Genomic DNA, 26,894 nt, shown 5'->3' on the forward strand with positions numbered 1-26,894 from the left:
TTAACGAGGGGTTACCCGGTTGTGCTGTATTATTTGTACGAGATGAACCATGCGGCGCTTGCGCCCTGGCGCGCGGCGGCCGATGCGGGCCTGAATTTCTGGCGCAGCCCCGCCAATCCTTTCGCAGAAACCCAGTTTGGCCGGTCCCTGGCCGCCTCGCTCGAACTGTTCGAGCGCGGCACGCGCCGCTACGGCAAGCCGCGCTTTGAAATCCAGGATGTCATCATCGGTGACGATATCGTGGCGGTGGAGGAGCACGCCGCCCTCGCCAAGCCCTTCTGCACCCTGCTCAACTTCCAGAAGCAGTGGGACCAACAGAACACGCAGCACAAGCTGCTGATTGTGGCGCCCATGTCCGGCCACTATGCCACGCTTCTGCGCGGCACGGTCGAAGCGATGCTCCCTCATTATGACGTTTACATCACGGACTGGGTGGATGCCCGCAGCGTGCCCATGTCCAAGGGTGGTTTCGACCTCGACGGCTATGTCGATTATATCACGGAGTTCATGCAGTTCCTGGGGCCCGATACGAGCGTGATGGCGGTGTGTCAGCCCTCCGTTCCCGTGATGGCCGCCGTTTCGCTGATGAACGCCGCGAAGGATCCTTGCGCGCCCAGCACCATGATCCTCATGGGCGGCCCCATTGACACGCGCCGCAATCCCACGGCGGTCAACAAACTCGCCCAGGAAAAGGGTGTCGACTGGTTCCGCAAGAACGTGATCATGAAGGTGCCGGCCCCCCATGCCGGCATGATGCGCGATGTCTATCCGGGGTTCTTGCAGCTCGGCGGCTTCATGACCATGAACCTCGACCGTCACATCGACGCGCACCGCGAGCTGTTCTGGCACCTGGTCGAGGGCGACGGCGATTCGGCCGGCAAGCACCGCGAATTCTACGACGAATACATGTCGGTGATGGACCTCACGGCCGAGTTCTATCTGCAGACGGTGGAGAAGGTCTTCGTCAACCATGACCTTCCCAAGGGCACGCTGACGCATCGGAATTCGCGTGTCGATCCCTCCAAGATCACCCGCACCGCGCTGATGACCATCGAGGGCGAGCGCGACGACATTTCCGGCGTCGGCCAGACGGAAGCCGCGCAGGACCTGTGCTCCAGCCTTCCCATGGAGAAGAAGCTCCACCACCTGCAGCCGGGCGTGGGGCATTATGGCGTGTTCAACGGCTCGCGGTTCCGCAAGGAAATCGTTCCGCGAATCGTCGCGTTCGTGGATAAGAACGCCGATGATCGGACTTCTCAGAAGCCTGCAGCGAACGGTCGCGCCAAAACCGCTTGAACCCTCGCGGCTCCTCGCCGGCGGCGAGGTGCTGGAAGTTGTCTTCCGCCGCCATGCCCAGGCGCGCCGCCTCGTCCTCCGGCTGAATGCCACGGGCACCGGCGTGCTGGTCACCGTGCCGCGCGACGTGTCGCGCGCGCGCGCACTGGAATTCGCCGAACGCTCGCGCAGCTGGATTGAGGACCACATGAAGGCGCGCGGCGGCCTCACCCACCTCGCCGACGGCGCCGCACTTCCCTTGCGCGGCATCGAGCATGACATCCGGCACGTGCCCGGCCGGCGCGGCGTGGTGACGGCAGACCGTGACCGCCTCTACATCGACGTACCGGGCGATCCGGCCCATCTGAAGCGCCGCCTTCACGACTTCCTCAAGGCGGAGGCGCGCGCCGACCTGACGAAGGCCTCCGCGAAATACGCGGCCCTCATGGGCGTGAAGTTCCGCCGCATCGCCATCAGGGATCAGCGCAGCCGCTGGGGCTCCTGCTCGGCCAGTGGCGATCTCTCCTATTCCTGGCGGCTCATCCTCGCACCCGGCTATGTGCTCGACTATGTGGCGGCCCATGAGGTGGCCCATCTCCGCCACCTCGACCACAGCCCCCGCTTCTGGCGCCTCGTCCGCACCCACTGCCCCGACGCGGCGCGCGCCCGGAACTGGCTCCGCCTCCACGGCCAGGACGTGCACCGCGTGGTGGTGTGAGGGATAGCGCAACGGGCCCTCAAGTGCATTCGCACTTGAGGGCTTGAAGTTGCGACAGCTTTTGACTCTGGAGCATCTTTCGCTTCGCAAGCGATTCCACTTGCTCGCACGATGCTCTGGTCATGCATGCGCACCAATGACCAAGTAGCGGGTTCCCGGCTTTCGCCGGGGTGACGGTCATGAGAGATGTGAGTAATTCCTATGGCTCATCCAGCTTGTCGCGCATCGCGCGGTCGCGGGCACTGGTGTGCTTCGTGCTGCTGGCCTGGCCACGACTGCCGCCGCCGAACAGCCGCTCGAAGAAGTTGCCCGCATCGATGGCGGGTGACGTGGGCTCTTCCGCGGCACCCTGGTCATACTGCTGATCCGTCACCTGAGGTGGCGTGTTCATCGCCACCTGCGGTGCGCCCGGCAGCGGGCGCGGAGTCAGGCCGCGGTGCGCGGGCTCCATCACCTCGCGCCAGATCGTTGCGGGGATGAGGCCGCCCGTCACCTTGTTGGTGGGCGAATTGTCGTCATTGCCCACCCACACGCCGGCGACGAGGTCGCTGGTGTAACCGATGAACCAGGCGTCGCGGTAATCCTGGCTGGTGCCGGTCTTGCCGGCAATGTCGAAGCCGGGAAAGGCGGCGCGCGTGCCGGTGCCGCCGGTCACAACAAGGCGCATCATGCGGTTCATGCCGAACAGGGCATTGTCGCCGATCGCCTTTGGAAAGCCGGAGCCATTGCGCTCATAGACGACACGGCCGTCGCGCGTCTTGATGCGCGTCACGGCATAGGCCGTCACCGGATAGCCGCCGTTGGAGAAGGGCACGAAGGCCGCGGTCAGCTCGAGCGGCGTCACCTCGGAGGTGCCGAGCGCGATCGAGGCATCGCCGATGAGCGGCGAGGTGATGCCGAGGCGGTGCGCCACGGCGGCGACGGCCTGCGGCCCCACCTGCAGCACGAGCTTCACCGAAATGGTGTTGAGCGACAGCGCGAGCGCGGTCTCCAGCGCCACCGGGCCAAGATATCTCCTGCGGTAGTTCTCCGGAGACCAGTTGCCCACCTTGATCGGCTCGTCGACCTTGACCGAACCCGGCGTGAGGCCGTGTTCGAGAGCAGCCAGATAAACGAAAGGCTTGAAGGACGAGCCGGGCTGGCGCTTCGCCTTGGTGGCGCGGTTGAACTGGCTCTTCTGATAGGACTTGCCGCCCACCATGGCGAGCACCGCGCCCGAGCCGTCCATCACCACCATGGCTCCCTGTGACACCCTGAGCTTAGCGCCCTGTGCGCTCAGTTCCTTTGCAACGGCAAGTTCGGCGCTGGTCTGCAGCGCCGGGTCGATGGTGGTTTCGACCACAAGGGACTGCTGATAGTCCTTCACGAATTCCGGCAGCTGCTCGCCGATCCAGTCGATGACGAAGTTCTTGGCCGGCATATCGCTGCTGGTCCTGGCCGAGGCCGGATTGCCGATCGCGGCGGCCGCCTCCCCGGCAGAGATGAAGCCCCCGTCCGCCATGCTCTGCAGCACCAGCTTGGCGCGGCCGGCGGCGGCCTGCGGGTCGGAGAGCGGGTTCGTCGTGCTTGGCGCCTTGACGACGCCGGCCAGTGTGGCAGCCTCGGCCAGCGTCAGGCTGGCGGCGGACTTCTTGTAATAGATCTGCGCCGCCTTCTCGATCCCTGTGGCGCCCGAGCCGAAATAGACGCGGTTCAGGTAAAGCTGCAGGATGTCGTCCTTCGAATAGTGCTTCTCCAGCCATACGGCCAGCACCGCTTCCTGCAGCTTGCGCTGCACGGTGCGGTCAGGCGACAGAAACAGGTTCTTGGCCAGCTGCTGGGTCAGCGTCGAGCCGCCCTGTGTCAGCCGGCCGGAACGGGTGTTGACGTAGATGGCGCGTATCACGCCGATCGGGTCGACGCCATAATGGCTGCGGAAGCGCCGGTCCTCGATGGCAATGAAGGCATTGGGCACATAGTCCGGCAGGTCCGCGATCCGCACCTCGTCGCCGTTGAACGAGCCTTTCTCGGCCAGCACCGAGCCGTCATTGGCCAGGATCATGACGCCCGGCTCGCGGTCCGGAATCTGCAGCAGGCCCTGCCTGTCAAGCGTCATCCAGATATAGCTGAAGAGCCCGGCAAACCCGATGCCGCCAATGAAGGCCAGCGTGATGCCAAAGCGAATAACGGGCCACAGCAAGGACCAGCGGCGGCGCGGCGCGCGCGGCGCGGCCGCAGGTTTTACGGTGGCCTTCGGGGACCGTTCCTTTCCGCCACCCGCGCCGAAAAACAGCTGCGGCTCCTTGCGCTGCCCCCGTTCGCCTTTCCTGCCCGACCGACCCATCATTCCCCCCGGACCACCGGATGCGGGCAAGACTAGCCTGGGCTCACTTTACGCGCTGTGAACCCGGGGTCTCCCACCGGGAAGAGCAATGGTCGGCAAACATGGTGCAATGATGACCCGGACAACAACCAAAATGCATCCAACAGCAACACAAGAACGCATCTACATCATCGCGCCGACATGCCACGGAACATACTCGTTGTCGCCATAGCCAAGCTCCTCGGACTTGGTCTTCTGGCCAGACGCCACCTTCAGCATCAGGTCGAAGATCTGCTGACCCTTCTCCGCGATCGGCACACCGTCGAGAATGTCCCCGCAGTTGATGTCCATGTCGTCGATCATGCGGGTGTAAACATCTGTATTCGTTGCCAGTTTAATCGACGGGACAGGCTTGCAACCATACGCCGAACCACGCCCGGTGGTGAAGCAAAGAAGGTTTGCACCGCCCGCCACCTGCCCCGTTGCCGCCACCGGGTCATAGCCCGGCGTGTCCATGAAAACGAAGCCACGCCCCGTCACCGGCTCGGCATAGCGGTAGACATGCCTGAGCGTCGTCGAGCCGCCCTTGGCCGCCGCACCCAGCGACTTCTCGAGGATGGTGGTGAGACCGCCCAGCTTGTTGCCTGGAGATGGATTGTTGTTCATTTCCATATTGTTACGCTTGGTGTAATCCTCCCACCACTTGATGATTTCGACCAGCTTTTCGCCCACCTCCCGGGTCGCCGCCCGCCGGGTGAGAAGATGCTCCGCGCCATAGATTTCCGGCGTTTCCGACAGGATGCCGGTGCCCCCATGCCGCACCAGGATGTCGACCGCCGCCCCAAGCGCCGGGTTGGCCGTGATTCCCGAGTAACCATCTGATCCACCACACTGAAGCGCCACGATCAGCTCCGAGGCATGGCACGTTTCGCGCCTGACATTGTTGACGTGCGGCAGCATCTCGCGGATCGCCGCAACGCCCGCGGCCACCGTCTTTCGCGTCCCACCCGTTTCCTGGATGGTCATGGTGCGGAAAAGCTCATTCTCTACAATGCCATAAGCCTCCTTGAAGCGCGGGATCTGGAACCCCTCACAGCCCAGCCCGACCATCAGCACCCCGCCCATATTGGGGTTTGTGGCATAACCCCAAGCGGTCCGTTTCAGGATGTCGAAGATCACGCCCCGGTAATCCACGACGCAGCCATTGTCCATTTTGAGCGCAACGACACCATCGATATTCTTATAATCATTGAGAATTCCAGACCGCTTCACCTCCTCCGCAATGAAGCCGGCCACGGTGGCGGAGCAGTTCACCGAGGTTAGCACGCCGATGTAATTGCGTGTTCCCACCTTGCCATTGGCGCGGCGGATGCCCTGGAACGTCGCCTGCTGCGCCAGCGGCAGAATGTCTTCAGGCTTCGCATCCTGAGCAAATGCGTAGTCGCGGTCGAAATCCTGCATGCCGGTGTTGTGCTCATGCACCCAGGCGCCCTTGGCGATGTCCTGCTTGGCAAAGCCGATGATCTGCCCGAACTTGCGCACGGCCTCACCCGTCTTGATTACGGCAGCTGCCATTTTGTGACCCTTGCCGATGCGGTCCAGCGCGGTGATGCCCTCCGGTGTATCGGCGCCCTTGTCGACGGTGTCGATTGCGACGAGAACGTTATCGGCAGACGAAAGACGCAGCATGCGGGGCATTTTGGACACGGTTACAATCATCGGTCGACTCGCTTAAGTATTGCGGGGCTTGCCCACCCTTGGAATATCGCTAACATGTTAGCATGTCAGTGGCTGCCGTCACCTATGATTTCTTGAGCCCGGGCCGCACGGCGGCGAAGGGTGCAACCGCCAGGGTCTACGCCGCGCTGCGCGAAGCGATTGTCCAGCTGGACCTGAAACCGGGTGAGTTCCTCGACAAGCAGGCCATCGCCTTGCGCATGGGCGTATCTCGCTTTCCCGTCGGCGAGGCGATGAACCGGCTCGCCGCCGAAGGCCTCGCCGACATCATTCCGCAGAGCGGTTCGCGTGTTGCATTCATCAAGATCTCCGATACGCGCGAGAATATGTTCCTGCGACGGGCGCTGGAGGCGGAGACGGTGCGGCGGCTGGCGCCGCATGCTTCGGCTGCCCTGATCGAACAGCTGGCCAGCAACCTTCGCTACCAGAAGGTGGCAATCGACGCCCAGGACCTGAAGGGCTTTCACGGTTTCGATCTCGCCTTCCACGCACTGTTGCAGGACTACCTGGGATTCGAGCGCGTGCGGGGTGCAACGGAAACGGCACGCCTCGGACTCGATCGCGTGCGGCAACTCCTCAATACCCGCCGCCGCCTCGAACTGACACTCGCCGAGCACGAGGCGATCCTCGCCGCGCTTGAGGCACATGACGGGGACGCAGCCGGCAAGGCCATGTGCCGTCACCTCGATGCGGTGATGGCGGAACTCGAAACATTCGCACGCGAAAGGCCCGAGCTTTTCGCCGATCTCAACAGCACGGGAGGAATCGACACATGAGGAAGCGCATTTTCAAGGCGCCTTCGGGGGAGACCATCTCCTTCACCGAACTTGGCTTTGGGACGGCACCCATCGGCAACCTCTATAAGGCCGTGGATCCGGAGGCGGCCCAGAAGACGCTGGACGCTGCGTGGACAGCAGGCATCCGCTACTACGATACGGCGCCGCTTTATGGCCTCGGCTTATCGGAGACGCGGCTCAACCGCTTCCTGTTCGGCAAGAAGCGAAAGGACTATGTGCTCTCCACCAAGGTGGGGCGGCTTCTCGAAGTCTGCGATCCCAAACAGCGCACCGGTATCGGCAAGTTCTTCGATACGCCGTCGCGCCGGGAAATCTATGACTACAGCTATGACGGCTTCATGCGCTCGATCGAGTTCTCGCTGGAACGGCTCGGTGTCGACTCGATCGACGTGATCTTCGTTCACGACGTTGACGTGTTCAACCACAAGACCGTGGCGGCGCGCGACGCGCATGTGAAGACGATCCTCAACAGCGGCATCAAGGCCCTGGAGAAGCTCCGCAGCGAGAAGGTGATCAAAGCCTTCGGCGCGGGCGTCAACGAGTGGGAGGTCTGCGAGATTCTCGCGCGGAATTCCGATGTCGATATCTTCCTGCTGGCCGGACGCTATACGCTGCTTGAGCAGGAATCGCTCAATTCCTTCCTGCCGTTGTGCGAGGAGCGCGGCATCGGAATCGTGCTGGGAGGGCCCTACAATTCCGGAATCCTCGCCACGGGGCCGAAGCCGGGGGCGTGGTACAATTATGATCGGGCTCCCGAGGCCATCCTTGAGCGGGTGGCCCGGATCGAGGCCATCTGCAAGCAGCATAAAGTAAAGCTGGCGCAGGCAGCCCTGCGCTTCCCCATGCACCACAGGAATGTTGTGAGCGTGATCCCTGGCGGCATAAGCCCCAAGGAAGTGACGCTGAACGTGGCGACACTCGACGCAAAGATTCCAAAGGCGCTGTGGAAGGACCTCAAGGCCCAAGGCCTGCTCCACAACGACGCGCCGGTGCCACGGTGAAAGTTGCGATCCTCGGATCAGGCCTGATCGGACGGTCCTGGGCAATGGTCTTCGGCCGGGGTGGACATGAGGTGGTGCTGTGGGACCGGGAGCCGGGTCAAGTGGAAAGGGCCCTTTCACACATCGCTCACACCCTTCCGGTCATGGCGGAGGCCGGCCTGATCGGCAACGCCGGGGCTGTGGGCCGGCGCATTAGGAGTGCGGAGAGCCTTGCTGAAGTCCTGACTGGCGTAGCGTTCGTTCAGGAGTCCATCGTCGAGCGTGCGGAGCCTAAACAGGCGCTGTTCGCAGAGGTGGAACGCATTGCCCCGGCTGATGCCATCATCTCCAGTTCGACATCGGCCATCATGCCGTCGATTATATTCGGGGCGCTGGCAACACGGCAGCGCTGCCTCGTCGCGCATCCCATGAACCCGCCCCACCTCGCACCGATCGTGGAGCTGTGCGGTGCGCATTTCACTTCGCCGGATGTGATCGCACGAAGCAGGGAGTTCATGGCTGGCTGCGGCATGTCGCCCATCGTGGTGAAACGGGAGATCGAGGGTTTCATCCTGAACCGCTTGCAGCTGGCAGTGCTCAATGAATCTTTCCGGCTGATTGCCGGGGACTATGTGACCGCCGGGGACCTGGACAAGACCTTCAAGGATGGCCTTGCCCTGCGCTGGAGCTTCATGGGACCTATCGAGACGATCGACCTCAATGCGCCGGATGGCGTTGCCGATTATCTTGATCGATATGGTTCCACCATCCGCCGCGTCGGCGAAAGCCAGTCCGGGGCCGCGCCATGGCCCAGCGACATTGGCGCAAGGCTCGATGCGGAGCGTCGCGCCGCAATACCAAGAGACAAGCTGGGAGAGGCAATCGCCTGGCGTGACAGGCGGATGATGGCGCTCTCCGCACACATGCGGGCGGAAAACGGGAAAACGCCGCGCTGAAGCGGCGTTGCGCTGCCGGGTCAGGCCGCCATCAGTTCGGGCGGTGGCGTCTTTGCGCCCGTCATGAACGCCACCGCATCCGACATGGTGAAATCCTTGGGGTTGATGACGCAGAGCCGCTTGCCCAGGCGGTGAACGTGGATGCGGTCCGCCACCTCGAAGACATGCGGCATGTTGTGCGAGATGAGGACGATGGGAAGGCCGCGGCGCTTCACGTCGAGGATCAACTCCAGCACGCGCCGCGATTCCTTGACGCCCAGCGCCGCTGTGGGCTCGTCCATGATAAGCACTTTGGTGCCAAAAGCCGCAGCGCGCGCCACTGCAACGCCCTGGCGCTGCCCGCCGGAGAGCGTTTCGACCGCCTGACCGATATTCTGAATTGTCATCAACCCCAGTTCCGAGAGCTTCTCGCGGGACCGCTGTTCCATTGTCCGGCGGTCAAGCATGCGGAAGACGCTGCCCAGCAAGCCTTGCTTGCGAATCTCCCGGCCAAGAAACATATTGTCGGAAATCGACAGGGCGGGCGACAGCGCCAGATTCTGATAGACCGTCTCTACGCCGGCGAGACGGGCATCCATCGGCGACTTGAAATGCAATACCCGGCCTTCAAGCCTGATTTCGCCCTCGTCCGGAATGACCGCGCCGCAGATCGCCTTGATGAGCGTCGATTTACCGGCGCCATTGTCGCCGATCACCCCCAGGATTTCGTTCGGGTAGAGATCGAATTCGGCTTTATCGAGCGCGGTGACGCGTCCGTAGCGCTTGACCAGGCCTCGCGCCGTGAGAATGGGGGCCTGTGACATCAGCCAGCTACCTTTCTGATCCATTGATCGACGGCGACGGCGCCAATGATGAGGACGCCGATCAGCAGCCAGGTCCACTGCGCATCGGCGCCGTAAAGGCGCAGTCCCAGCGAGAATACACCGACAATCAGCGCGCCGAAAATCATGCCGAGGATGGAACCGCGGCCGCCGAACAACGACATCCCGCCGATCACCACCGCTGTGATCGACTCGATATTCGCGAATTCGCCCGACGTGGGCGACACCGATCCGATGCGCCCGATCAGCACCCAGCCGGCCATGCCGCAGATCAGGCCCGCCAGCGTGTAAACGGTGATCAGCATCCGCTTGACCGGCACGCCGGAGAGTTCGGCGGCATCGGGGTCATCTCCGACCGCGTAGAGCCTCCGGCCCCAGGCGGTATAATTCAACACGTACCAGAGCAGCAGCACCAGGCCGAACATGAAGGCGACGCCCAGCGTGAACACGGCGCCACCGATATTGATCTGCGCGCCAAACAGCTGCAACAGCGGCGCCTGGGCTTCGATATCCTGGCCACGAATCGTCTCGTTACGGGAATAGATGTATTTGATCGAGTTGAAAACCTGCCAGGTGCCGAGGGTCACGATGAAGGGTGGCAGCCTCATCACCGCCACCAGCCAGCCATTGATGAACCCGCAGAGAGTTCCACAGGCAAGGCCGCACAGGATGGAAACTGGCACCGGAATTCCGTAACGGAATGTAAACTGCCCCATCACGACGGCCGACAGCACCATCACGGCGCCGACCGACAGATCGATTCCGGCTGTCAGGATAATCAGCGCCTGCGCCGCGCCCACAATACCGACAATGGTGATCTGCTGGATGATCAGGGTGAGGGAATAGGCGTTGAAAAACTTGCCACCCACCAGAACGCCGAAAATCGCCACCGAGAGTATCAGCACAATCAGCGGTACCGCCGCCGGACTTGTATGCAGAAACTGCTGGAAGCGCCGGATGGCCGAATCGCCGTCGCGGAAATGCGCGACAGCGCTGTCGCTTTGCTCCAGTGTCTTTTCGAATTCCTGCGATTGCGTCATGGGCTCAACCCCTTCCCGCCGCGGCTTGCCGGTCGTTTCCGCCTGAACCGTTTCTTGTTGTCGCTGCACCGAGGGCGGCCGCCAGGGCCGCCCTCCTGAAGTTGATCAGAGCTTACCGGACATGCTGTGGGGTATCAGCCCCAGCAGAGTTCCAGGCCCTTCTTGGTGTCGATCGAGGGCACCCCGTCAACCGGCTTGTCGGTAATCAGCTGAACGCCGGTATCGAAGAAGTTCTTGCCTTCGGTGGCCTTCGGCTTTTCACCGGTGTCGGCGAATTTCTTGATGGCCTCGACGCCCATCGAGGCCATGAGCAGCGGGTATTGCTGCGACGTGCCGCCGATGATGCCAGCCGCGACGTCCTTGACGCCGGGGCAGCCGCCGTCAACCGACATGATCAGCACTTGATTTTCCTTGCCCACGGCCTTCAGCGCCTCATATGCGCCGGCGGCGGCAGGTTCGTTGATCGTGTGAATCACGTTGATATCGGGGTTGATCTGGAGAAGGTTCTCCATGGCCTTGCGGCCGCCTTCCGGATTGCCGTTGGTGTAGTCGTTGCCGACAATGCGCGGATCGTCTTCATCGCCGATGACGTTCGGGTCCTTCACGTCAATGCCGAAGCCCTTCATGAAGCCCTGGTTGCGGAGCACGTCAACCGTGACCTGCTTGGGATTGATATTGAGGAAGCCAATCTTGGCATCCTTCGCAGCGTCGCCGAGCTTGGCCTTGGCATAGGCGCCGATGAGGAAGCCAGCCTGGAAGTTGTCTGTCGCCATGGTCTGGTCGGCGGCGTCAATCGGCTCAAGCGGCGTGTCGAGAGCGATCACCAGGATACCGGCGTCACGCGCCTTTTTGATCGATGGCACGATGGCCTTGGTGTCAGACGGAGTGATCAGGATGCCCTTCACCCCATCCGCCATGCAAGTTTCGATCGCCGCGACCTGGCCTTCATTGTCGCCATCGTCCTTGCCGGCATAGGCCTTGAGATCGATGCCCAGCTCCGCGGCCTTGGCCGCAGCGCCTTCACGCATCTTGACGAAAAACGGATTGGTCTCTGTCTTCGTGATAAGACAGGCGCCGACCCCGGCGTGAGCCTCCCCGGCGCTGAACAGCGCCGTGGCAGCGGCGCCCAAGAGAACGGCTTTCAATGACGATTTCACGTTGGATCCTCCCATGTATGCGTGCCCCTGATTGGGGCCTCTGAAAAGACGGTTGGGTTCTTATGTCAGGTCCGGCACCGGGACAGGTCTCCCTAACCGATCCTCAAGGCATAAGAACGCAAGACTGGGAATGAGTCAATAAATAAAGCTGCGTGACTTATCCATTGACTCAAGGTTCCTTTGCTGGAAACCTGCCCAGATCGACGGACGGAGCGGAAAAATCTACCGTGGCAGCAGATTGGGGCGCCCCGGGAGGGCAGAGCCTAGAGGGAACGCCGCTGACGCGGGGCACAACACAGCGGGGTGCGAGGCTCTACAACGAGCGGCTGATCCTCTCCCTCGTCCGCCTGCGCGGCCAGTTGCCGAAGGCAGAGATGGCGCGGCTCACCGGGCTTTCGGCCCAGACGGTGTCGGTCATCGTGCGGCAGCTTGAGGCGGACGGCCTTCTGAAGCGCCGCAACCCGCAGCGCGGCAAGGTGGGCCAGCCGCTGGTGCCCTTCGAACTGGATTCAAACGGCGCCTTTTCCATCGGCCTGAAGGTGGGGCGGCGGTCTGGCGACCTGATGCTGCTCGATCTGGCCGGCCATGTGCGCCAGACCATCCATCGCCCTTATACTTTCCCGTCGCCGGCGGAGATGATGGGCTTCGTGACCTCGGGGGTTGAAGAGCTGGTTTCCGAACTCGACCCGGAGCAGCGCGGGCGCATCAGCGGCATGGGCATTGCCGCCCCTTTCGAGCTGTGGAACTGGGCGGAGGATGCCGGTGCACCGCCCGGCGCGCTGATGGCATGGAAGGACTTCGACCTGCAGGCGGAGATTGCCAGGATTTTCACCTGGCCCATCCACTTCTGCAACGACGCCTCCGCCGCCTGCGCGGCGGAGCTGCTCTTCGGCAGAGGCCGTGACCTGACAGATTTTGCCTATTTCTACCTCGGCTACTTCATCGGCGGTGGCGTGGTGCTGAATGGCAGCCTCTATCTTGGCCGGCATGGCAATGCCGGAGCGCTCGCCTCATTCCCCGTAACGTCCGAACGCGGCCAATCGGCGCAGCTGGTGCGCTCGACCTCGCTCGCCGCTCTTGAGCGTGACATCCAGCGCGATGGTGGTGACCCGGAACTCCTGTGGCGCGACCTTGGGGAATGGCAGGGCGCTGGCCCCGCGCTTGACCGCTGGCTCGCCCGGGCGGCACTTGACGTGGCCACCGCCGCGGCCGGCGTGATGGCGGTGCTCGACTGCGCAGCCATCGTCATCGACGGCGCAGTGCCGCTCCGCGTGCGGGCCCGCTTCGTGGAGGAAGTGCGGCAGGCGCTTGCCCTTGTCGACCGGCAGGGTCTGGCCGATTTCCCGATCCTCGAGGGAACGATCGGGGCCGACGCCCGGGCGATGGGCGCCGCAAGCCTGCCCCTGTTCGACAACTTCATCATCAACCGCAATGTCTTGTTCAAGGATAAGGACTGATGCTCAAGGGAATCGATCCGTTGCTGAGCCCCGATCTCCTGCGCGTGCTGCGCGCCATGGGCCATGGTGACGAGATTGCCATTGTTGACGGCAACTACCCCGCCGAGGAGCATGGCAAGCGGTTGGTGCGCCTCGATGGCCATGGCGCGCCGCGCATCCTAGATGCCATCCTCTCGGTGATGCCGGTCGATGACATGGCGCCGGAAGCCGTGTGGCGGCCAGCGGCCCACCTGGACCCGAAGCGCATAGAACCGGTTTTCGAGGACTTCGCTGCCGTGCTGCTGAAGCACGAGCCGAAGCAACGTCTCGTGCCACTCGTCGGCGATGCCTTCTACAGGAAGGTGAGGGCATGTTTCGCCATCGTCGCCTCAAGCGAGCCGCGGCTTTATGGCAACATCATCGTCAGGAAGGGCGTGATCTACCCCGCCTGAGACTGAGGTCTTTCGGGATCAACCACGTCTCAGCACCACGGGCCCAAGCGTGCAACCGCACCCGTGGACGGAACACTGCGCAATCCGCGGACTCCGGAGCATCGTTCGCTTCAAGACAGGGTCCACTGGCTTGCCCGGTGCTTCAGTTCTCAATCGCGCCATTCCCGCTGCGGAAGTGCTCAAATGCCCCGGAACGGCCAGCACCCGTTGCAGCGGCTTTGCACCAGCATGCAGCAGACGCGACCGCTGGCGCCGTGCCGCCCTTGATGAGGCCCCGCAGCGGACTCATATCTGCACCGCCCGGGAATATCTGGCTGGCGAGCAGCGTCGGCGGAACACCCATATGATCCATCAGCAGACCCTTGAACAAGGCGCGGAGGTCGAGGGTGGGTTTGAGGCCGCGTCTGTCCTGCAGGTTGGACAATGCAAGTCCCGGCCAGTCTGCGATGACGTTGCGCTAACGGCCGCGGAAACTGGGTTTGCGCTTCTCGATGAAGGCCTTCATGCCTTCTTTCTGATCGTCGGTGGCAAACATGGAGAGGAAGAGGCGGCGCTCAAAGCGGGTGCCTTCCGACAAGGCGGTCTCCTGAGCGCGGTTCACCGTTTCCTTGGCCATCATGACGATGGGCTGCGAATAAGAGGCGATCTTGGCGGCGGCGGCGAGGGACTCCTCCAGCAGCCTTTCCGGTGCGACCACGCGGGCCACGAGGCCGCAGCGCTCGGCTTCGGTTGCGTCCATCATGCGGCCCGTGAGGATCATGTCCATGGCCTTGGCCTTGCCAATGAAGCGCGGCAGGCGCTGAGTGCCGCCCGCACCCGGCATGATGCCAAGGGTAATCTCGGGAAGCGCAAAGCGCGCGGTTTCCGACGCGATGATGATATCGCACATCATGGCAAGCTCCAGCCCGCCGCCGAGACAGAAGCCCGAGACGGCCGCAATCACCGGCTTGCGGGTTTCAGCGATGCGCGTCCAACCATCCAGGAACTTGCCAAGATAGGATTCGATATAGCCCTTCTGCGCCATCTCCTTCACGTCGGCGCCCGCCGCAAAGGCCTTTTCGGCGCCGGCGATAACGGTGCAGCCGATCTCAGGTGTCGACTCGAAATCACTCAGCGCCTCGTTCAGCTCGGCGACCAGCGCTTCGTTCAGCGCATTGAGCGCCTGCGGGCGGTTAAGGGTCACGAGGCCCACCTTGCCGCGGATTTCGACGATAATGTTCTTATAGGCCATGGCGCTCGTCCTATGTCTGACAGTGGCGGCAGTAGAAGGTGGAACGGCCCGACTGCACAAGCCTTTCGACGGGCGCTCCACAGTTCATGCAGGGCTCGCCCTCACGGCCGTAAACGAGGAAGCGCTGCTGAAATGCGCCTGCGGCGCCATCGGTGTGGGCAAAGTCCTGGAGTGTGGAGCCTCCCGCGGCGATGGCCTCCGCCAGAACCTCGCGCACGTGGCGCACCAATGCATCGAGGCGGGGGTCATGAACCTTCTTCCTGACCAGAGTCCGGGCTTTGCGGCGGGGAGACAGGCCGGCGCGGAACAATGCCTCGCAGACATAGATATTGCCAAGACCGGCGATGATATGTTGGTCGAGCAGCGCCGCCTTGAGGGGCGCTGCCTTGCCGCAGAAGCGCGCGGCCAGATAGTCCACGTTGAATTCGTGGCCGAGCGGTTCGACGCCGATACCGGAAAGCAGCTTGTGGCTGGCGGCCTCCACTTCCGGGAAAAGGTCCATGATTCCGAAGCGGCGCGGATCGGTGTAGACCAAATGCGTGCCGTCATCGAGCGCAAGCACCACATGGTCATGCGGCCCCTGACCCGCGTTACCCGCCGCGGTTTCGAAATAGAATTCGCCGAGGCGCCGCGCCTGCTGGCCCGAAAACACGGTGAAGCGCCCGGTCATGCCGAGATGGACCAGCAGAACCTCGCCTGAGTCGAAGCCAGCCAGAATGTACTTGGCCCTGCGCCAGAGTCCTGTGACCTGGCGCCCCGCCAGCCTTTCGGAAAATCGCGGAGGGAAGGGAAAGCGCAGGCCTGCCCGCCGCAGGGTGACTCCCGCGATGCGGCGGCCTTCCAGTACAGGCTTCAACCCCCGCATAACGGTCTCGACTTCCGGAAGCTCAGGCATGGCCTGCTTAGACCGTGTTGGGTTGGCGAAGGCAAGCCATATGCGTGGCTCTTTTCAGGGCTCCGGTTTGCGGGCATAAGCGGCGCGCTTCCGATCAAGAGGGTCCCCATGTCCACGTTCGTTCCCCGCGTCTTTTCAGGCATGCAGCCGACCGGCAACCTGCATCTCGGCAATTACCTGGGCGCCATGTTGAACTGGATCCACATGCAGGACACGCATGAGTGCATCTACTGCGTGGTGGACATGCATGCGATCACGGTATGGCAGGACCCCAGCGAACTGCGCCGTGCCATCATCGACGTGACGGCGGCCTATCTCGCCTGCGGCCTCGATCCAAGGAAAAGCATTATCTTCAACCAGTCACAGGTGGCGGAGCACGCGGAACTTGCCTGGATTCTCGGCTGCACCGGGCGCATCGGCTGGCTGAACCGCATGACCCAGTTCAAGGAAAAGGCCGGCAAGGACAAGGAAGCGGCCTCCGTCGGCCTCTACACCTATCCGGTACTGATGGCGGCGGACATTCTCGGCTACCATGCAACTCACGTTCCGGTGGGCGAGGACCAGAAGCAGCACCTCGAGCTGGCCCGTGACATCGCCAACAAGTTCAACCTCGACTACAAGGAGGCGATCGAAGCGGCAGGCTTCGCAGATGGCGTGTTCTTCGTGCCGCCCGAGCCTTACATCACCGGCCCCGCGACGCGCGTCATGAGCCTGCGTGACGGCACCAAGAAGATGTCGAAGTCCGACCCCTCCGATCTGTCGCGTCTGAACCTGACCGATGATGCCGGCACAATCGCCAAGAAGATCCGCAAAGCCAAGACCGACCCGGAACCACTGCCGAGCGAGGCCGGCGGTCTCAAAGGCCGCCCCGAAGCTGACAACCTGACCGGCATCTATGCCGCCCTCTCCGGCGAGAGCCTCGACAATGTGCTGAGCCAGTATGGCGGGGGCCAGTTCTCGGCGTTCAAGAATGCCCTTGCCGATCTGGCGGTGGCCAAGCTCGGACCTGTGGGCGAGGAAACCAAGAGGTTGCAGGCTGACCGGCCCTACGTCGAAAGCGTATTGAAGGAAGGTTCCGAGCGGGCCCGGGCGATTGCCGCGCCGATCATGCGCAAGGCGCGCGAAATCGTGGGTTTCATCGTTTCCTGACGCTGCGCGGCGGCGTGCTGCGCCGGGGGAGTTTGAAATGATTCTAAACTCCGGCTATATGATTTCCGACTAGAGGAATCGGACATGTTCATACAGACGGAAGCCACCCCCAATCCCGCCACGCTGAAATTCCTGCCCGGCAAGCCCGTGCTGCCCGGCGGTACGCGGGATTACCGGGACGCCAACACCGCAGCGGAGTCGCCCCTCGCCCAGAAACTCTTCTCCGTCAAAGGGGTTGCGGGCGTTTTCCTCGGCCAGGACTTCATTACCGTCACCCGCTCGGGTGCGGAGTGGCAGCATATGAAGCCTGCAATTCTCGGACTGATCATGGACCATTACCTCTCCGGCGCTCCGGTGCTGCTGGGCGAGACGCTTAAGGCCGAAGCGCAGGGCGAGGAGTTCTTCGAGGAAGGTGACGCCGAGGTGGTGAGCACGATCAAGCAGCTGCTGGACACGCGGGTGCGCCCCGCGGTGGCGCAAGATGGTGGAGACATCACCTTCCACGGCTTCCGCGAGGGCGTGGTCTTTCTCAACATGAAGGGCTCCTGTGCGGGCTGTCCATCTTCCACCGCCACGCTGAAGCACGGCATTGAGAATCTTCTCCGCCACTTCGTGCCGGAAGTGAGCGAAGTCCGCGCCGTTTGACGTCCGGCCCCGGCGCGGCCTATCACGCCGCCCCATGAAGATCCTCAGCCTCGATACCACGATGGCGGCCTGTTCGGCCGCCATCATCGACACGCAAGAGCCGCTGCCCCTGGCGGATGCCCTGAAGGAGATGGAGCGCGGCCACGCCGAGGCCCTGCCGCCCATGGTGGCGGAGGTGATGAGGCAGTCGGGGCTCGCCATTTCTGAAATCGATAGGATCGCCGTGACCACCGGGCCCGGCACCTTTACAGGCGTTCGTATCGGGCTTGCCTGGGCGCGCGGGCTGGGGCTGGCGCGCAGCATTCCGGTGATCGGCATCGACAGCCTGTCGGCCATCGCTGCGAACGAGACTGCACAATCTCCCCTGCTCGTTATATCCGATGCGCGCAATGACGAGGTCTATGCCGCCCTGTTCGATGCTGATCGCAAGCTGATCATGGGTCCACGGGTTGCGGCGGCGGCGGAGGTGGCCGACCAAGTGCCGGGCAAGACAATCGTGCTGGGCACGGCGGCACGTTCGGCAGTGGCGGCAAGCGGGCGCAGTGACATCGCACTCTCCCGGGCCTTTCCTCTGCCGGCCGCCTCACAATTTGCGAGGCTGGCTGACGGGATTGCTGCAGGCCCAATGCCTGTCCCGCTCTATTTGAGGTCGCCCGACGCAAAGCCGCGGGCGGCACTGCCGCAAAAGATCATTACACTGAGGATCGAGCCGGCCGGACCCACGGCGGCCGAGCTGCTTTCTGCTCTGCACAGCGAGATCTTCGACGATTGCTGGACCGCAAAAGCCTTTGCGGAGATGCTGGTAACGCCCGGTACGGAGGCAGCGGTCGCGCATGATGGCGGAGACCCGCTGGGCTTCATCGTCACCCGCCGGGTCCTGGACGAGGCGGAAATCATCGCCATTGGCGCGCGTCCTGCCGCGCAGCGGCGCGGCATTGCACGTCAGCTCATCGGGCGGCAGATGGCGGTTCTGGCGGCGCAGGGGGTTCGCCACCTCTTCCTGGAGGTGGCGGCATCGAACCTGCCGGCACAGGCGCTCTACGCCGGTTCGGGCTTCGCTGAAGCGGGCCGCCGCAAGGATTACTATAAACGTCATGACGGCTTTGAGGATGCCATCGTGCTGCGCCGCGAGCTTCGCCCGTGAACTGGTTCCAGCCGGGTCTGGTGCTGGTCCTGTTCGGCGCACTTACTCTGCCCCTCATTCCGTTGCAGCAGCTGTTCGTCTGGCTGTGGCCGGAAATGGCAAAGGTCTTGCCCCTGCACTACCACCGCCTCGTCTGCCGCATTCTTGGTGTAAAGGTGGAGGTCGTTGGCAAGGCGCCAGAGCAAGGCCCGCTCCTGATCGCCGCAAACCACGTCAGCTGGCTGGACATCGTGGTGCTGAGCGCCGTGGCGCCCGTATCCTTCGTCGCCAAGAAGGAGGTTGCGAGGTGGCCTTTCTTCGGGAGCCTTGCGAGGCTGCAGCGCACCGTCTTTGTGGACCGCGACCGCCGCCATGCCACCGGCGGCGCGCGAAAAGAGATGCGGGAACGCCTGAAATCTGGCGACATCCTCGTGCTGTTCGCAGAAGGAACGTCGGGTGACGGCCGCAGCGTGCTGCCGTTCAAGAGTTCCTTCTTCGGAGCGGCCGAGATGCCGGGCGTTGCCGTGCAGCCGGTGACGCTGGCCTACCGTGGCCACTGGAACCTGCCGATGAACCGCCGCATGCTCCCCTCCTATGCTTGGTATGGCGATATGGGCCTCATTCCACACCTGCTGGGCGCTGTTAGCTCCGGCCCCATCGAAGTAACACTCGTCTACCATAAGCCCTTGTCGCCGAGCGGCGAGTTGAACCGCAAGGCGCTTGCCCGTCATGCCGAAGAGGAGGTGCGCCGCGGCCTCGTGCTGGCACTTCACCGAGGACCGAAAATCCGCTAGATGCCTCGGCCTATGGACAACGCCCCGAAGAAGGTCTTCGTCAAGACCTATGGCTGCCAGATGAACGTTTATGACAGCGAGCGCATGCGCGATGTGCTCAGGCCCTTGGGTTATGCCGAAACCGCGACACCGGAGGAGGCCGACCTCGTCATCCTCAACACCTGCCACATCCGCGAGAAGGCCGCCGAGAAGGTCTATTCCGAGCTGGGCAAGATCCGGCGCATGAAGCGCACGCGGGCGGAGCTGGGGGCCGAGATGCTCATAGCCGTCGCCGGATGTGTGGCACAGGCCGAGGGCGAGGAAATTGTGAGACGTGCCCCGGCGGTTGACCTGGTGTTCGGCCCCCAGACCTACCATCGCTTGCCGCAGCTGCTGGCCCGGCAGCGCGCTGCGGGCGAGGCGGTGGTCGAGACCGAGTTCCCCGCCGAGGAGAAGTTCGAGGAACTCGATTCCAGGCCGCTGCCGCGCAGGGGGGTTGCCGCCTTCCTTACCGTGCAGGAGGGCTGCGACAAGTTCTGCAGCTTCTGCGTGGTGCCCTATACGCGCGGGTCGGAGTTCTCCCGCCCGGTGGCGCAAGTACTGGGGGAGGCGCGGCGCATGGCCGGGCAGGGGGTGAAGGAATTCACGTTGCTCGGCCAGAACGTCAACGCTTATCACGGAATGGACAACCGGGGCCGCAGCCTGGGGCTCGCAGGCCTCGTCGCCGAATTGTCACGCATCGAAGGTATCGAGAGACTGCGCTACACAACGAGCCATCCCCGGGACATGACGGGCGAGCTGATTGCCGCCCATGCCGAGAACGCGAAGCTTATGCCCTACCTGCATCTGCCAGTGCAATCTGGTAGTGACTCGATACTCAAAGCAATGAACCGCGGACATACGGCCGAATTCTACCTTCGTTTGATCGAGAGGTTTCGCGCAGCAAGACCCGATCTGGCTGTGTCGGGCGACTTTATTGTCGGGTTTCCGGGGGAAACTGATAAAGATTTCGAGTCGACACTGAGCCTCATCCGCGAGGTCAGATACGCCAGTGCCTTTTCGTTCAAGTACTCGCCCCGGCCGGGTACCCCCGCGGCCGAGAGCACGAAACAGATATCTGAAAGCGAAAAATCGGCCCGGCTGCAGGAGCTGCAGGCTCTGATCCATGCCCAGCAGACCGCATTCAATGCGGCCGTGGTGGGCCGCACCCTTTCCGTCCTACTCGAAAAGCCCGGGCGCGACGCTGGCCAGCTGGTCGGCCGATCGCCCTATCTCCAGTCCGTCCATATTCAGGCGGAACCCGGGCTTATCGGCACGATCGTGGATACCCATATAATGGGGGTTGGAACCAACAGTCTTTGGGGTCATCATGACCATGCAGTCTAGAAACGGAGAATATAATCCTTGAATCCGCCTGTCACTGCGGCCCAGACCGGTAGTCACGCAATCGGCTCCCGGCAAGAGGATTCGGACACTCTCACCCTGTCCTTCGATGATAACCGATTGTTATTGTTGCTCTGCGGCGAGCATGACGAAAATCTCGCCGTGCTTGAGCACCGGCTCAACATCGACATCACACCGCGCGGCAACCGCCTCGCCGTGCGCGGCAGTGATTCGGGCCGAAACGCGGGGCGCGACGTGCTGATGGCGCTCTACAATCGCGCCAGACGCGGTCTCGACATCACCAAGGGCGAGGTGGAGGGTGCAATTCGCATGCGCGAAGCTCAGGACACCAACGTTCCGCGCGGCGCCATCCGCACCCGCCGCAAGCTTGTCATGCCGCGTACCCCCACGCAGGGCGCCTATATCGAGGCGATCCGCAAGCACGAGCTGGTCTTCGGAATCGGGCCTGCGGGAACCGGCAAAACCTACCTTGCCGTAGCCTGCGCCGCAGAGGCGCTGATGAACGGCGAGGTGGACCGGATCGTTCTGTCGCGCCCGGCGGTGGAGGCCGGCGAGCGCCTGGGCTTCCTGCCCGGCGACATGAAGGAGAAGGTGGATCCTTATCTGCGGCCCCTCTACGATGCGCTTTACGATATGATGCCGGCGAGTCTCGTGGCGAAGGGTATTGCCGAAAACCAGATCGAAATTGCGCCGCTTGCGTTCATGCGCGGCCGCACGCTGTCCTCCGCGTTCATCATCCTCGACGAGGCGCAGAACACAACGCCACAGCAGATGAAGATGTTTCTGACCCGGCTTGGCGAGGGCAGCCGGATGGTGGTGACGGGCGATCCGACGCAGGTCGACCTGCCGTTAGGAATCTCATCGGGGTTATCGGATGCGGTTGCAGTGCTGAAGGGCGTAGCCGGCGTGGCGTCTGTGGGCTTCAGCAATTCGGACATCGTGCGCCATGCCCTGGTCGGCCGCATCGTAGCGGCCTACGATAAGAAGGCGCCGAAGCCGAAGAAATGACCGTTTCCATCGAGGTCGAGGATGATGCCTGGGCGGCCATGGCCGGGCTTGTTAAACTTGCGCATTCGGCAGTCGAAGCCGCCCTCGCAGAAGTCGGACGCGACGGCAGCAATTGCAATGTCGCCGTGCTGTTTGCGGACGATGCCGCGATCGCCGAAATCAATGCCGAGTGGCGCGGAAAGGACAAGCCGACCAATGTCCTGTCATTTCCGATTCCCGGCGGCATGCCGGTGCCGGAGGGTGAGCCGCGTTCGCTGGGTGACATCGTCCTTGCCCATGGGGTGATCGCCCGCGAGGCAGCGGCGCAGGGCAAGACATTGCGTGACCACACCGCCCACCTTATTGTTCATGGCACCTTGCATCTTCTGGGCTACCACCACGACGGCAACGCCGAGGCCGAGGAGATGGAAGCACTTGAGTCGCGCATTCTGAAAGGCCTGGGAATTTCCGACCCTTATGAGCGAGACTGACCGCCCGGGCGGCACGGCGCCCCCCGACACCTCACGGGAGAGCCTCTGGCAACGCCTGAGAAGCCGCTTTGGCCGCAACCGGGACGTTGGCCTGCGCGAAAGCCTTGAGGGCGCAATCGAAAGCCACGAGGCGCAAAACCCCGGCGAGACGGTGGGCGAGGAAGCCAAGTCGATGATGCTCAACATCATCGAATTCTCCGGCCTCCGCGTCGACGACGTGATGGTGCCGCGCGTCGACATCGTGGCAGTCGACGAGACCGGCAGCATGCAGGAGCTGCTGTCGAAGTTCATCGATGCCAACCACTCCCGCATGCCGGTCTACCGCGAAACGCTGGACGGCATCACCGGTATGATACACGTCAAGGACTTCCTGCGCTGGATGGCTTCGCGCGGCACGCGCAAGCGCCGCGCCGCGAAGACCGAGAAGACCGGGACGGCGGCGCCGCCCGGCCTCAGCATTGCCGCCACCGCGCTGTCGACCACGGTGAAGCAGGCTGGCCTCAATCGCGAGGTGCTGTTCGTTCCGCCTTCCATGCCGGCCACCGACCTCCTCGTGCGGATGCAGGCAAGCCGAACCCATCTTGCTATCGTCATCGACGAATATGGCGGCACCGAGGGGCTGGTATCGATCGAGGATCTTGTGGAAGTGATTGTCGGCGACATTGCTGACGAGCACGACACCGAAGAGGACCTCGAGATCAAGCAGCTGGAGGAGGGAATCCGCTTGGCGGATGGACGCGTCGATCTTGCGCAGCTCGAAGCCCAGCTTGGCGTCGACCTGTTGCCGGAGGACGAGGAGGAGGAAGCCGACACGCTGGCAGGACTCATCTTCAAGATCGCCGGCCGCGTACCGGCGCGCGGCGAGATTATCCGGCATGAAAGCGGCCTTGAGTTCGAGATCCTCGACTCCGATCCCCGCCGGGTGAGGCGGGTACGAATCAATTCCCGCAATGTGAGCCTGCCGAATGCCGAGATCGCAGGCGATGGATCTCCTGGCTGATCCAAAGTTTTGACTGATATTGCAACCTCCTGTAACGTCACTTTCTGGAGGATCGGGAATGACGTCTCGCGCGGCAACGGTGGCGTTCCAGGGCATTGAGGCCGTGCCCGTGGACGTACAGGCGCACTTCCTGTCCGGGCAAGTCGCCTTCAGCGTGGTGGGGCTTGGCGATAAAGCAGTCGCCGAAAGCCGGGAGCGCATCCGCGCCGCCCTCCATGCCATCGGGCTGGCTCTCCCCGGCAAGCGGCTCGTCGTCAACCTCTCACCTGCAGACCTGCCCAAGGAAGGCAGCCATTTCGACCTGCCGATCACCCTCGCGGTGCTGGCGGCGCTTGGCATTATCCCGCAGGATTTCCTCACCCGCTATGTGGCCATGGGGGAATTGGCGCTCGACGGCGCGCTGATGGCCGTTTCCGGCGTGCTGCCCGCCGCCATCGCCGCCAATGGGCGCGACATGGGCCTGATCTGTCCGAAAGCCTCGGGGCCGGAGGCCGCCTGGGCGGCGGAGGACGCCGACATTCTCGCACCCGAAAACCTGATCCAGCTGATCAACCATGTGCGGGGAACGCAAGTCCTGACCCGGCCCAAGCCCGCCGTGGCGGCGGAGGCCGAACAACTTCCCGATCTGAAGGACGTCAAGGGTCAGGAGACCGGCAAGCGCGCGCTCGAGGTGGCGGCAGCCGGCGGCCATCACTTCCTGATGGTGGGTCCTCCCGGGGCGGGTAAATCCATGCTGGCGCAGCGCCTCCCCTCAATACTGCCGCCCCTCGACTCGCGCGAGATGCTGGATATCAGCATGGTGGCTTCGCTTGCCGGAGAACTGTCGAACGGCCAACTGTCGCGCCGCCGCCCGTTCCGTGCGCCTCATCACTCCGCTTCCATGCCGGCACTGGTGGGTGGGGGCCTCCGCGCCAAGCCGGGAGAGATGGCGCTTGCCCACCATGGTGTGCTTTTTCTTGACGAGCTACCCGAATTTCAGCCTCGCGTGCTCGAGTCTCTGCGCCAGCCCATGGAGACGGGAGAGACGGTCGTAGCCCGCGTCAACTATCACGTCACCTATCCTGCCCGTTTCCAGCTGGTGGCGGCCATGAACCCCTGCAAGTGCGGCTTTGCCGGGCAACCTGGCCACATCTGCCGCAATGGCCCGCGCTGCGCAGCCGATTACCAAGCGCGCATTTCCGGCCCACTCCTCGACCGCATGGACATCCAAATCGAATTGGCGGCGGTGAAGGCGTCAGACCTGAGCCTGCCGCCACCCATGGAGTCGAGCGAGGACGTGGCGCGCCGCGTTCTGGCAGCCCGGCGGATTCAGGCCCAGCGCTTTGCCGCGCTCGGCAAGCCCGAATTGCGCACCAATGCCGAGGCTGACGGAGCGTTGCTGGAAGACATCTCCCGGCCCGATCAGCCGGGCCTCACACTGCTGCGGGACGCGGCAGATGCGATGAAGCTCTCGGCGCGCGGCTACCACCGCGTGCTGAGGGTGGCGCGTACGCTAGCCGACCTGGACCGGCGCGAGCAGGTGGCGCGCATTCACATCGCCGAGGCCCTGAGTTACCGGCAGAAGCTGGCCGCGTTCGTTTCAGCCGCGTGAGGCCGTTTACGGATTTTTCACCACATACATCCGCGCATAGAACATTCGAAAGCGGCGCATGGCATGCTCAATTCATGCGCCTGAAACCTCACACGGAAGCCGTGATTTCCCCAGTCTCACCCGCCGCTGCCGCCGGCCCGGCCGGCGTGAATCACAGCGGGCTCATCGCCTCTGCCGCGCTTATGCTGCTGTTAGCCGGGATTGCCGCGGCGCCGGCGCTTCCTTCCCTGCCACCAAGTGTAACAGCGGCGATGGCAGCGATCGGACTCCTCATATCCGCCGGGCTGGCGCTGGGCCACATTATCTGGCGCAAGTCCACCGACCGCCGGCTGATGCAGCTTGCCGCCGCCGCTGAAGCCCTGCAAGAGGCCAATCTTCGCGCCGAGGCATCCAACGTCGCGAAATCGCGTTTTCTGGCGATCACCAGCCATGAGATCCGTACGCCGATCAATGGCATCCTCGGCATGATCAGCCTGCTGCTGGAAACGCCACTCACACTCGAGCAGCGTAACTATGCCCGGACTGCCGATTCCTCCGCGCGCGCGCTGCTCTCGATTGTCGATGAACTGCTCGATGCCTCGATCGCCGAGCGGCGGAACGTCGACGTCTCGGAGGAACCCTTCGACCTTGCGGCCCTGATCGAATCGGTCACCGAGCTGCTAGCGCCGCGCGCGCATGCCAAGGGGATCGAAATCTCGAGTTTCATCTCCATGCGAATCCCGCCGCAGATCCGAGGCGACGAGCGCCGGCTGCGGCAGGTCCTCCTAAATCTGTGCGGCAACGCAATCAAATTCACGCCCTCGGGCGGCGTCGGCATCAGTGCAAGACTGCGCAACGACAGCAAACTGGTCATTACAGTGAGCGATTCCGGCATCGGCATGTCCGAGGCGGAGCAGCAGCGTGTCTTCGAGGAGTTCACCCAGGCCAACGACGGCACGCGCAAGATATACGGAGGAACAGGTCTGGGCCTGACGATTTCGCGCCGCCTTGTCGAGGCCATGAGCGGCGAAATCTCGGTGCGGTCCGCGCCGGGCGAAGGATCGTCGTTCGATATCGTTCTGCCCTTCGCCGAAGCCTTGCAGGCGGGCACGACGGACTTGCTGAGCCGCCGCTGCTTCGCGCTGGCTGCGGCGCCCTCGATCACCGCCAACCACATCCGCGAGACACTGGAAGACAGCGGTGCAAACGTGCGGATGTTGAATCATCCGCATGAGCTGCTCCGGTTTCTTGGCGATGCGGATGCCACCTCCCATACGACCGTGCTTTGCGACAGCGAATTCGCCGAGATCCTGCACAATACCTGGCCGCAACTGGGCAGCGGACGGGAGCAACGCGTCTACCTGATGTTGCGCAGCGAGGAACGGCGGCAGTTTGCCGATCACCTGGCCAAGAACTTCTCCGGCTACCTTCTGAAGCCCTTCCGCCGCCATTCACTACTGCGGCTTGTCACGCTTCGTGACGAGATGCCTACCCCTGCCGCCACCCTGCAGCCGGAACGCGACGTCATCTTCCTCCAGCCGAGGCGTCAGATTCATGTACTGCTGGCGGAGGACAACCCCGTAAACACGCTGCTGGCCAGCACGCTTCTGCGCCGCGAAGGCTACAACGTGACCACCGCCAGCAACGGTAAGGATGTGTTGCAGATCCTTGCGGCCGGCAAGCGGCCCGACATCGTGATTATGGACGTGGAGATGCCGGTGCTCGACGGACTTGAGGCAACCCGCAGCATCCGCCGCAAGGAGGCAGACCGCGGCCTGCCGCGGATCCCCATCCTCGCCCTCACCGCCAACGTGCGGCGCCAGGACATCGACTCCTGCCTTGACGCAGGCATGGACGGCTATCTGTCCAAGCCCTTCGACCGTGATGCGCTGGAGGAAGCGATCTCGCGCCTGATGAAGCGCCAAGTCGTGGCCTGACGGCCGTCGTCGAACTTT

25 protein-coding genes are annotated in these 26,894 nt (G+C 63.2%); 17 read left to right on the forward strand and 8 right to left on the reverse strand.

Annotated features, from left to right (window positions below):
• Positions 1-21: 21 nt before the first annotated feature.
• Positions 22-1,296, forward strand: a complete 1,275-nt coding sequence (gene phaZ / locus IOC82_RS14085; RefSeq protein ID WP_290546833.1) for a polyhydroxyalkanoate depolymerase — start codon at positions 22-24, stop codon at positions 1,294-1,296.
• The gene (locus IOC82_RS14090; protein WP_290546834.1) at positions 1,244-1,993 is read left to right on the forward strand and encodes a SprT family zinc-dependent metalloprotease; all 750 of its coding nucleotides are present in this window, start codon (positions 1,244-1,246) and stop codon (positions 1,991-1,993) included. Before phaZ ends, IOC82_RS14090 begins: the two co-directional genes overlap by 53 nt.
• A 199-nt stretch (positions 1,994-2,192) precedes the next feature.
• Here IOC82_RS14090 and IOC82_RS14095 read toward each other — a convergent pair whose 3' ends face one another.
• Both IOC82_RS14095 and IOC82_RS14100 read right to left on the reverse strand, forming a co-directional pair.
• A complete protein-coding gene (locus IOC82_RS14095; RefSeq protein WP_290546835.1) occupies positions 2,193-4,172 on the reverse strand; it encodes a transglycosylase domain-containing protein in 1,980 nt (659 codons plus the stop codon).
• 306 nt (positions 4,173-4,478) lie between these two features.
• Positions 4,479-5,993: a UxaA family hydrolase gene (locus IOC82_RS14100; RefSeq protein WP_290546886.1), complete on the reverse strand. Its 1,515-nt coding sequence runs from the start codon at positions 5,991-5,993 to the stop codon at positions 4,479-4,481.
• An 83-nt stretch (positions 5,994-6,076) separates the two neighbouring features.
• Between IOC82_RS14100 and IOC82_RS14105 the strand changes: the two genes are divergently transcribed.
• Genes IOC82_RS14105 through IOC82_RS14115 form a run of 3 tightly spaced genes read left to right on the forward strand, consistent with a single transcriptional unit; the run spans position 6,077 to position 8,765 of the window.
• Entirely contained in the window at positions 6,077-6,808 is a 732-nt protein-coding gene (locus IOC82_RS14105) for a GntR family transcriptional regulator (RefSeq protein WP_290546836.1), read from the forward strand.
• Entirely contained in the window at positions 6,805-7,830 is a 1,026-nt protein-coding gene (locus tag IOC82_RS14110) for an aldo/keto reductase (RefSeq protein ID WP_290546837.1), read from the forward strand. Before IOC82_RS14105 ends, IOC82_RS14110 begins: the two co-directional genes overlap by 4 nt.
• Entirely contained in the window at positions 7,827-8,765 is a 939-nt protein-coding gene (locus tag IOC82_RS14115; RefSeq protein WP_290546838.1) for a 3-hydroxyacyl-CoA dehydrogenase, read from the forward strand. The genes IOC82_RS14110 and IOC82_RS14115 overlap by 4 nt, the downstream gene beginning before the upstream one ends.
• A 20-nt stretch (positions 8,766-8,785) precedes the next feature.
• Here the strand turns inward: IOC82_RS14115 and IOC82_RS14120 are convergent, their stop codons facing one another.
• From IOC82_RS14120 to IOC82_RS14130, 3 genes are all read right to left on the reverse strand, one after another.
• Positions 8,786-9,568, reverse strand: coding sequence for an ATP-binding cassette domain-containing protein (locus IOC82_RS14120; RefSeq protein ID WP_290546839.1), 783 nt, complete (start codon positions 9,566-9,568; stop codon positions 8,786-8,788).
• On the reverse strand, positions 9,568-10,626 hold the full coding sequence (locus IOC82_RS14125) for an ABC transporter permease (RefSeq protein ID WP_290546840.1): 1,059 nt from the start codon (positions 10,624-10,626) through the stop codon (positions 9,568-9,570). The genes IOC82_RS14120 and IOC82_RS14125 overlap by 1 nt, the downstream gene beginning before the upstream one ends.
• A 134-nt stretch (positions 10,627-10,760) precedes the next feature.
• Positions 10,761-11,798, reverse strand: coding sequence for a sugar ABC transporter substrate-binding protein (locus IOC82_RS14130; RefSeq protein ID WP_290546841.1), 1,038 nt, complete (start codon positions 11,796-11,798; stop codon positions 10,761-10,763).
• A gap of 212 nt (positions 11,799-12,010) precedes the next feature.
• Here IOC82_RS14130 and IOC82_RS14135 point away from each other — a divergent pair, with 212 nt between their 5' ends.
• Both IOC82_RS14135 and IOC82_RS14140 read left to right on the forward strand, forming a co-directional pair.
• Positions 12,011-13,240 carry an ROK family transcriptional regulator gene (locus tag IOC82_RS14135; RefSeq protein ID WP_290546842.1) on the forward strand — a complete coding sequence of 410 codons (1,230 nt, stop codon included), beginning with the start codon at positions 12,011-12,013 and terminating at the stop codon, positions 13,238-13,240.
• Complete coding sequence (locus IOC82_RS14140) at positions 13,240-13,671, forward strand: RbsD/FucU domain-containing protein (protein WP_290546843.1); 432 nt, start codon at positions 13,240-13,242, stop codon at positions 13,669-13,671. The genes IOC82_RS14135 and IOC82_RS14140 overlap by 1 nt, the downstream gene beginning before the upstream one ends.
• 142 nt (positions 13,672-13,813) lie before the next feature.
• Here IOC82_RS14140 and IOC82_RS14145 read toward each other — a convergent pair whose 3' ends face one another.
• The 3 genes from IOC82_RS14145 to mutM are packed head-to-tail and all read right to left on the reverse strand — an operon-like array spanning position 13,814 to position 15,797.
• A complete protein-coding gene (locus IOC82_RS14145) occupies positions 13,814-14,095 on the reverse strand; it encodes a hypothetical protein (RefSeq protein ID WP_290546844.1) in 282 nt (93 codons plus the stop codon).
• Between the two features lie 33 nt (positions 14,096-14,128).
• Positions 14,129-14,902: an enoyl-CoA hydratase gene (locus IOC82_RS14150; protein ID WP_290546845.1), complete on the reverse strand. Its 774-nt coding sequence runs from the start codon at positions 14,900-14,902 to the stop codon at positions 14,129-14,131.
• Positions 14,903-14,912: 10 nt separating this feature from the next.
• Positions 14,913-15,797, reverse strand: coding sequence for a bifunctional DNA-formamidopyrimidine glycosylase/DNA-(apurinic or apyrimidinic site) lyase (mutM, locus tag IOC82_RS14155; RefSeq protein WP_290546846.1), 885 nt, complete (start codon positions 15,795-15,797; stop codon positions 14,913-14,915).
• 108 nt (positions 15,798-15,905) lie between these two features.
• Here mutM and trpS point away from each other — a divergent pair, with 108 nt between their 5' ends.
• The 10 genes from trpS (at position 15,906) to IOC82_RS14205 (ending at position 26,876) form a co-directional block, all read left to right on the forward strand.
• Positions 15,906-16,946: a tryptophan--tRNA ligase gene (trpS, locus tag IOC82_RS14160; RefSeq protein WP_290546847.1), complete on the forward strand. Its 1,041-nt coding sequence runs from the start codon at positions 15,906-15,908 to the stop codon at positions 16,944-16,946.
• Between the two features lie 84 nt (positions 16,947-17,030).
• Positions 17,031-17,591 (forward strand): NifU family protein, encoded by a 561-nt coding sequence (locus IOC82_RS14165; protein WP_290546848.1) that lies wholly within the window; start codon positions 17,031-17,033, stop codon positions 17,589-17,591.
• Positions 17,592-17,625: 34 nt separating this feature from the next.
• Positions 17,626-18,735 (forward strand): tRNA (adenosine(37)-N6)-threonylcarbamoyltransferase complex dimerization subunit type 1 TsaB, encoded by a 1,110-nt coding sequence (tsaB, locus tag IOC82_RS14170; RefSeq protein ID WP_290546849.1) that lies wholly within the window; start codon positions 17,626-17,628, stop codon positions 18,733-18,735.
• Positions 18,732-19,508, forward strand: coding sequence for a 1-acyl-sn-glycerol-3-phosphate acyltransferase (locus IOC82_RS14175; RefSeq protein ID WP_290546850.1), 777 nt, complete (start codon positions 18,732-18,734; stop codon positions 19,506-19,508). Before tsaB ends, IOC82_RS14175 begins: the two co-directional genes overlap by 4 nt.
• Positions 19,509-19,520: 12 nt before the next feature.
• Complete coding sequence (gene miaB / locus IOC82_RS14180) at positions 19,521-20,873, forward strand: tRNA (N6-isopentenyl adenosine(37)-C2)-methylthiotransferase MiaB (RefSeq protein ID WP_290546851.1); 1,353 nt, start codon at positions 19,521-19,523, stop codon at positions 20,871-20,873.
• Between the two features lie 60 nt (positions 20,874-20,933).
• Positions 20,934-21,899: a PhoH family protein gene (locus IOC82_RS14185; RefSeq protein WP_290546887.1), complete on the forward strand. Its 966-nt coding sequence runs from the start codon at positions 20,934-20,936 to the stop codon at positions 21,897-21,899.
• Entirely contained in the window at positions 21,896-22,369 is a 474-nt protein-coding gene (ybeY, locus tag IOC82_RS14190) for an rRNA maturation RNase YbeY (protein WP_290546852.1), read from the forward strand. The genes IOC82_RS14185 and ybeY overlap by 4 nt, the downstream gene beginning before the upstream one ends.
• A complete protein-coding gene (locus IOC82_RS14195; protein WP_290546853.1) occupies positions 22,356-23,369 on the forward strand; it encodes a hemolysin family protein in 1,014 nt (337 codons plus the stop codon). The genes ybeY and IOC82_RS14195 overlap by 14 nt, the downstream gene beginning before the upstream one ends.
• Positions 23,370-23,427: 58 nt before the next feature.
• Entirely contained in the window at positions 23,428-24,960 is a 1,533-nt protein-coding gene (locus IOC82_RS14200; RefSeq protein WP_290546854.1) for a YifB family Mg chelatase-like AAA ATPase, read from the forward strand.
• A gap of 74 nt (positions 24,961-25,034) precedes the next feature.
• On the forward strand, positions 25,035-26,876 hold the full coding sequence (locus tag IOC82_RS14205; RefSeq protein WP_290546855.1) for a response regulator: 1,842 nt from the start codon (positions 25,035-25,037) through the stop codon (positions 26,874-26,876).
• Positions 26,877-26,894 lie beyond the last annotated feature (18 nt).

This window comes from Aestuariivirga sp., assembly GCF_020252395.1.
GTDB lineage: Bacteria > Pseudomonadota > Alphaproteobacteria > Rhizobiales > Aestuariivirgaceae > Aestuariivirga.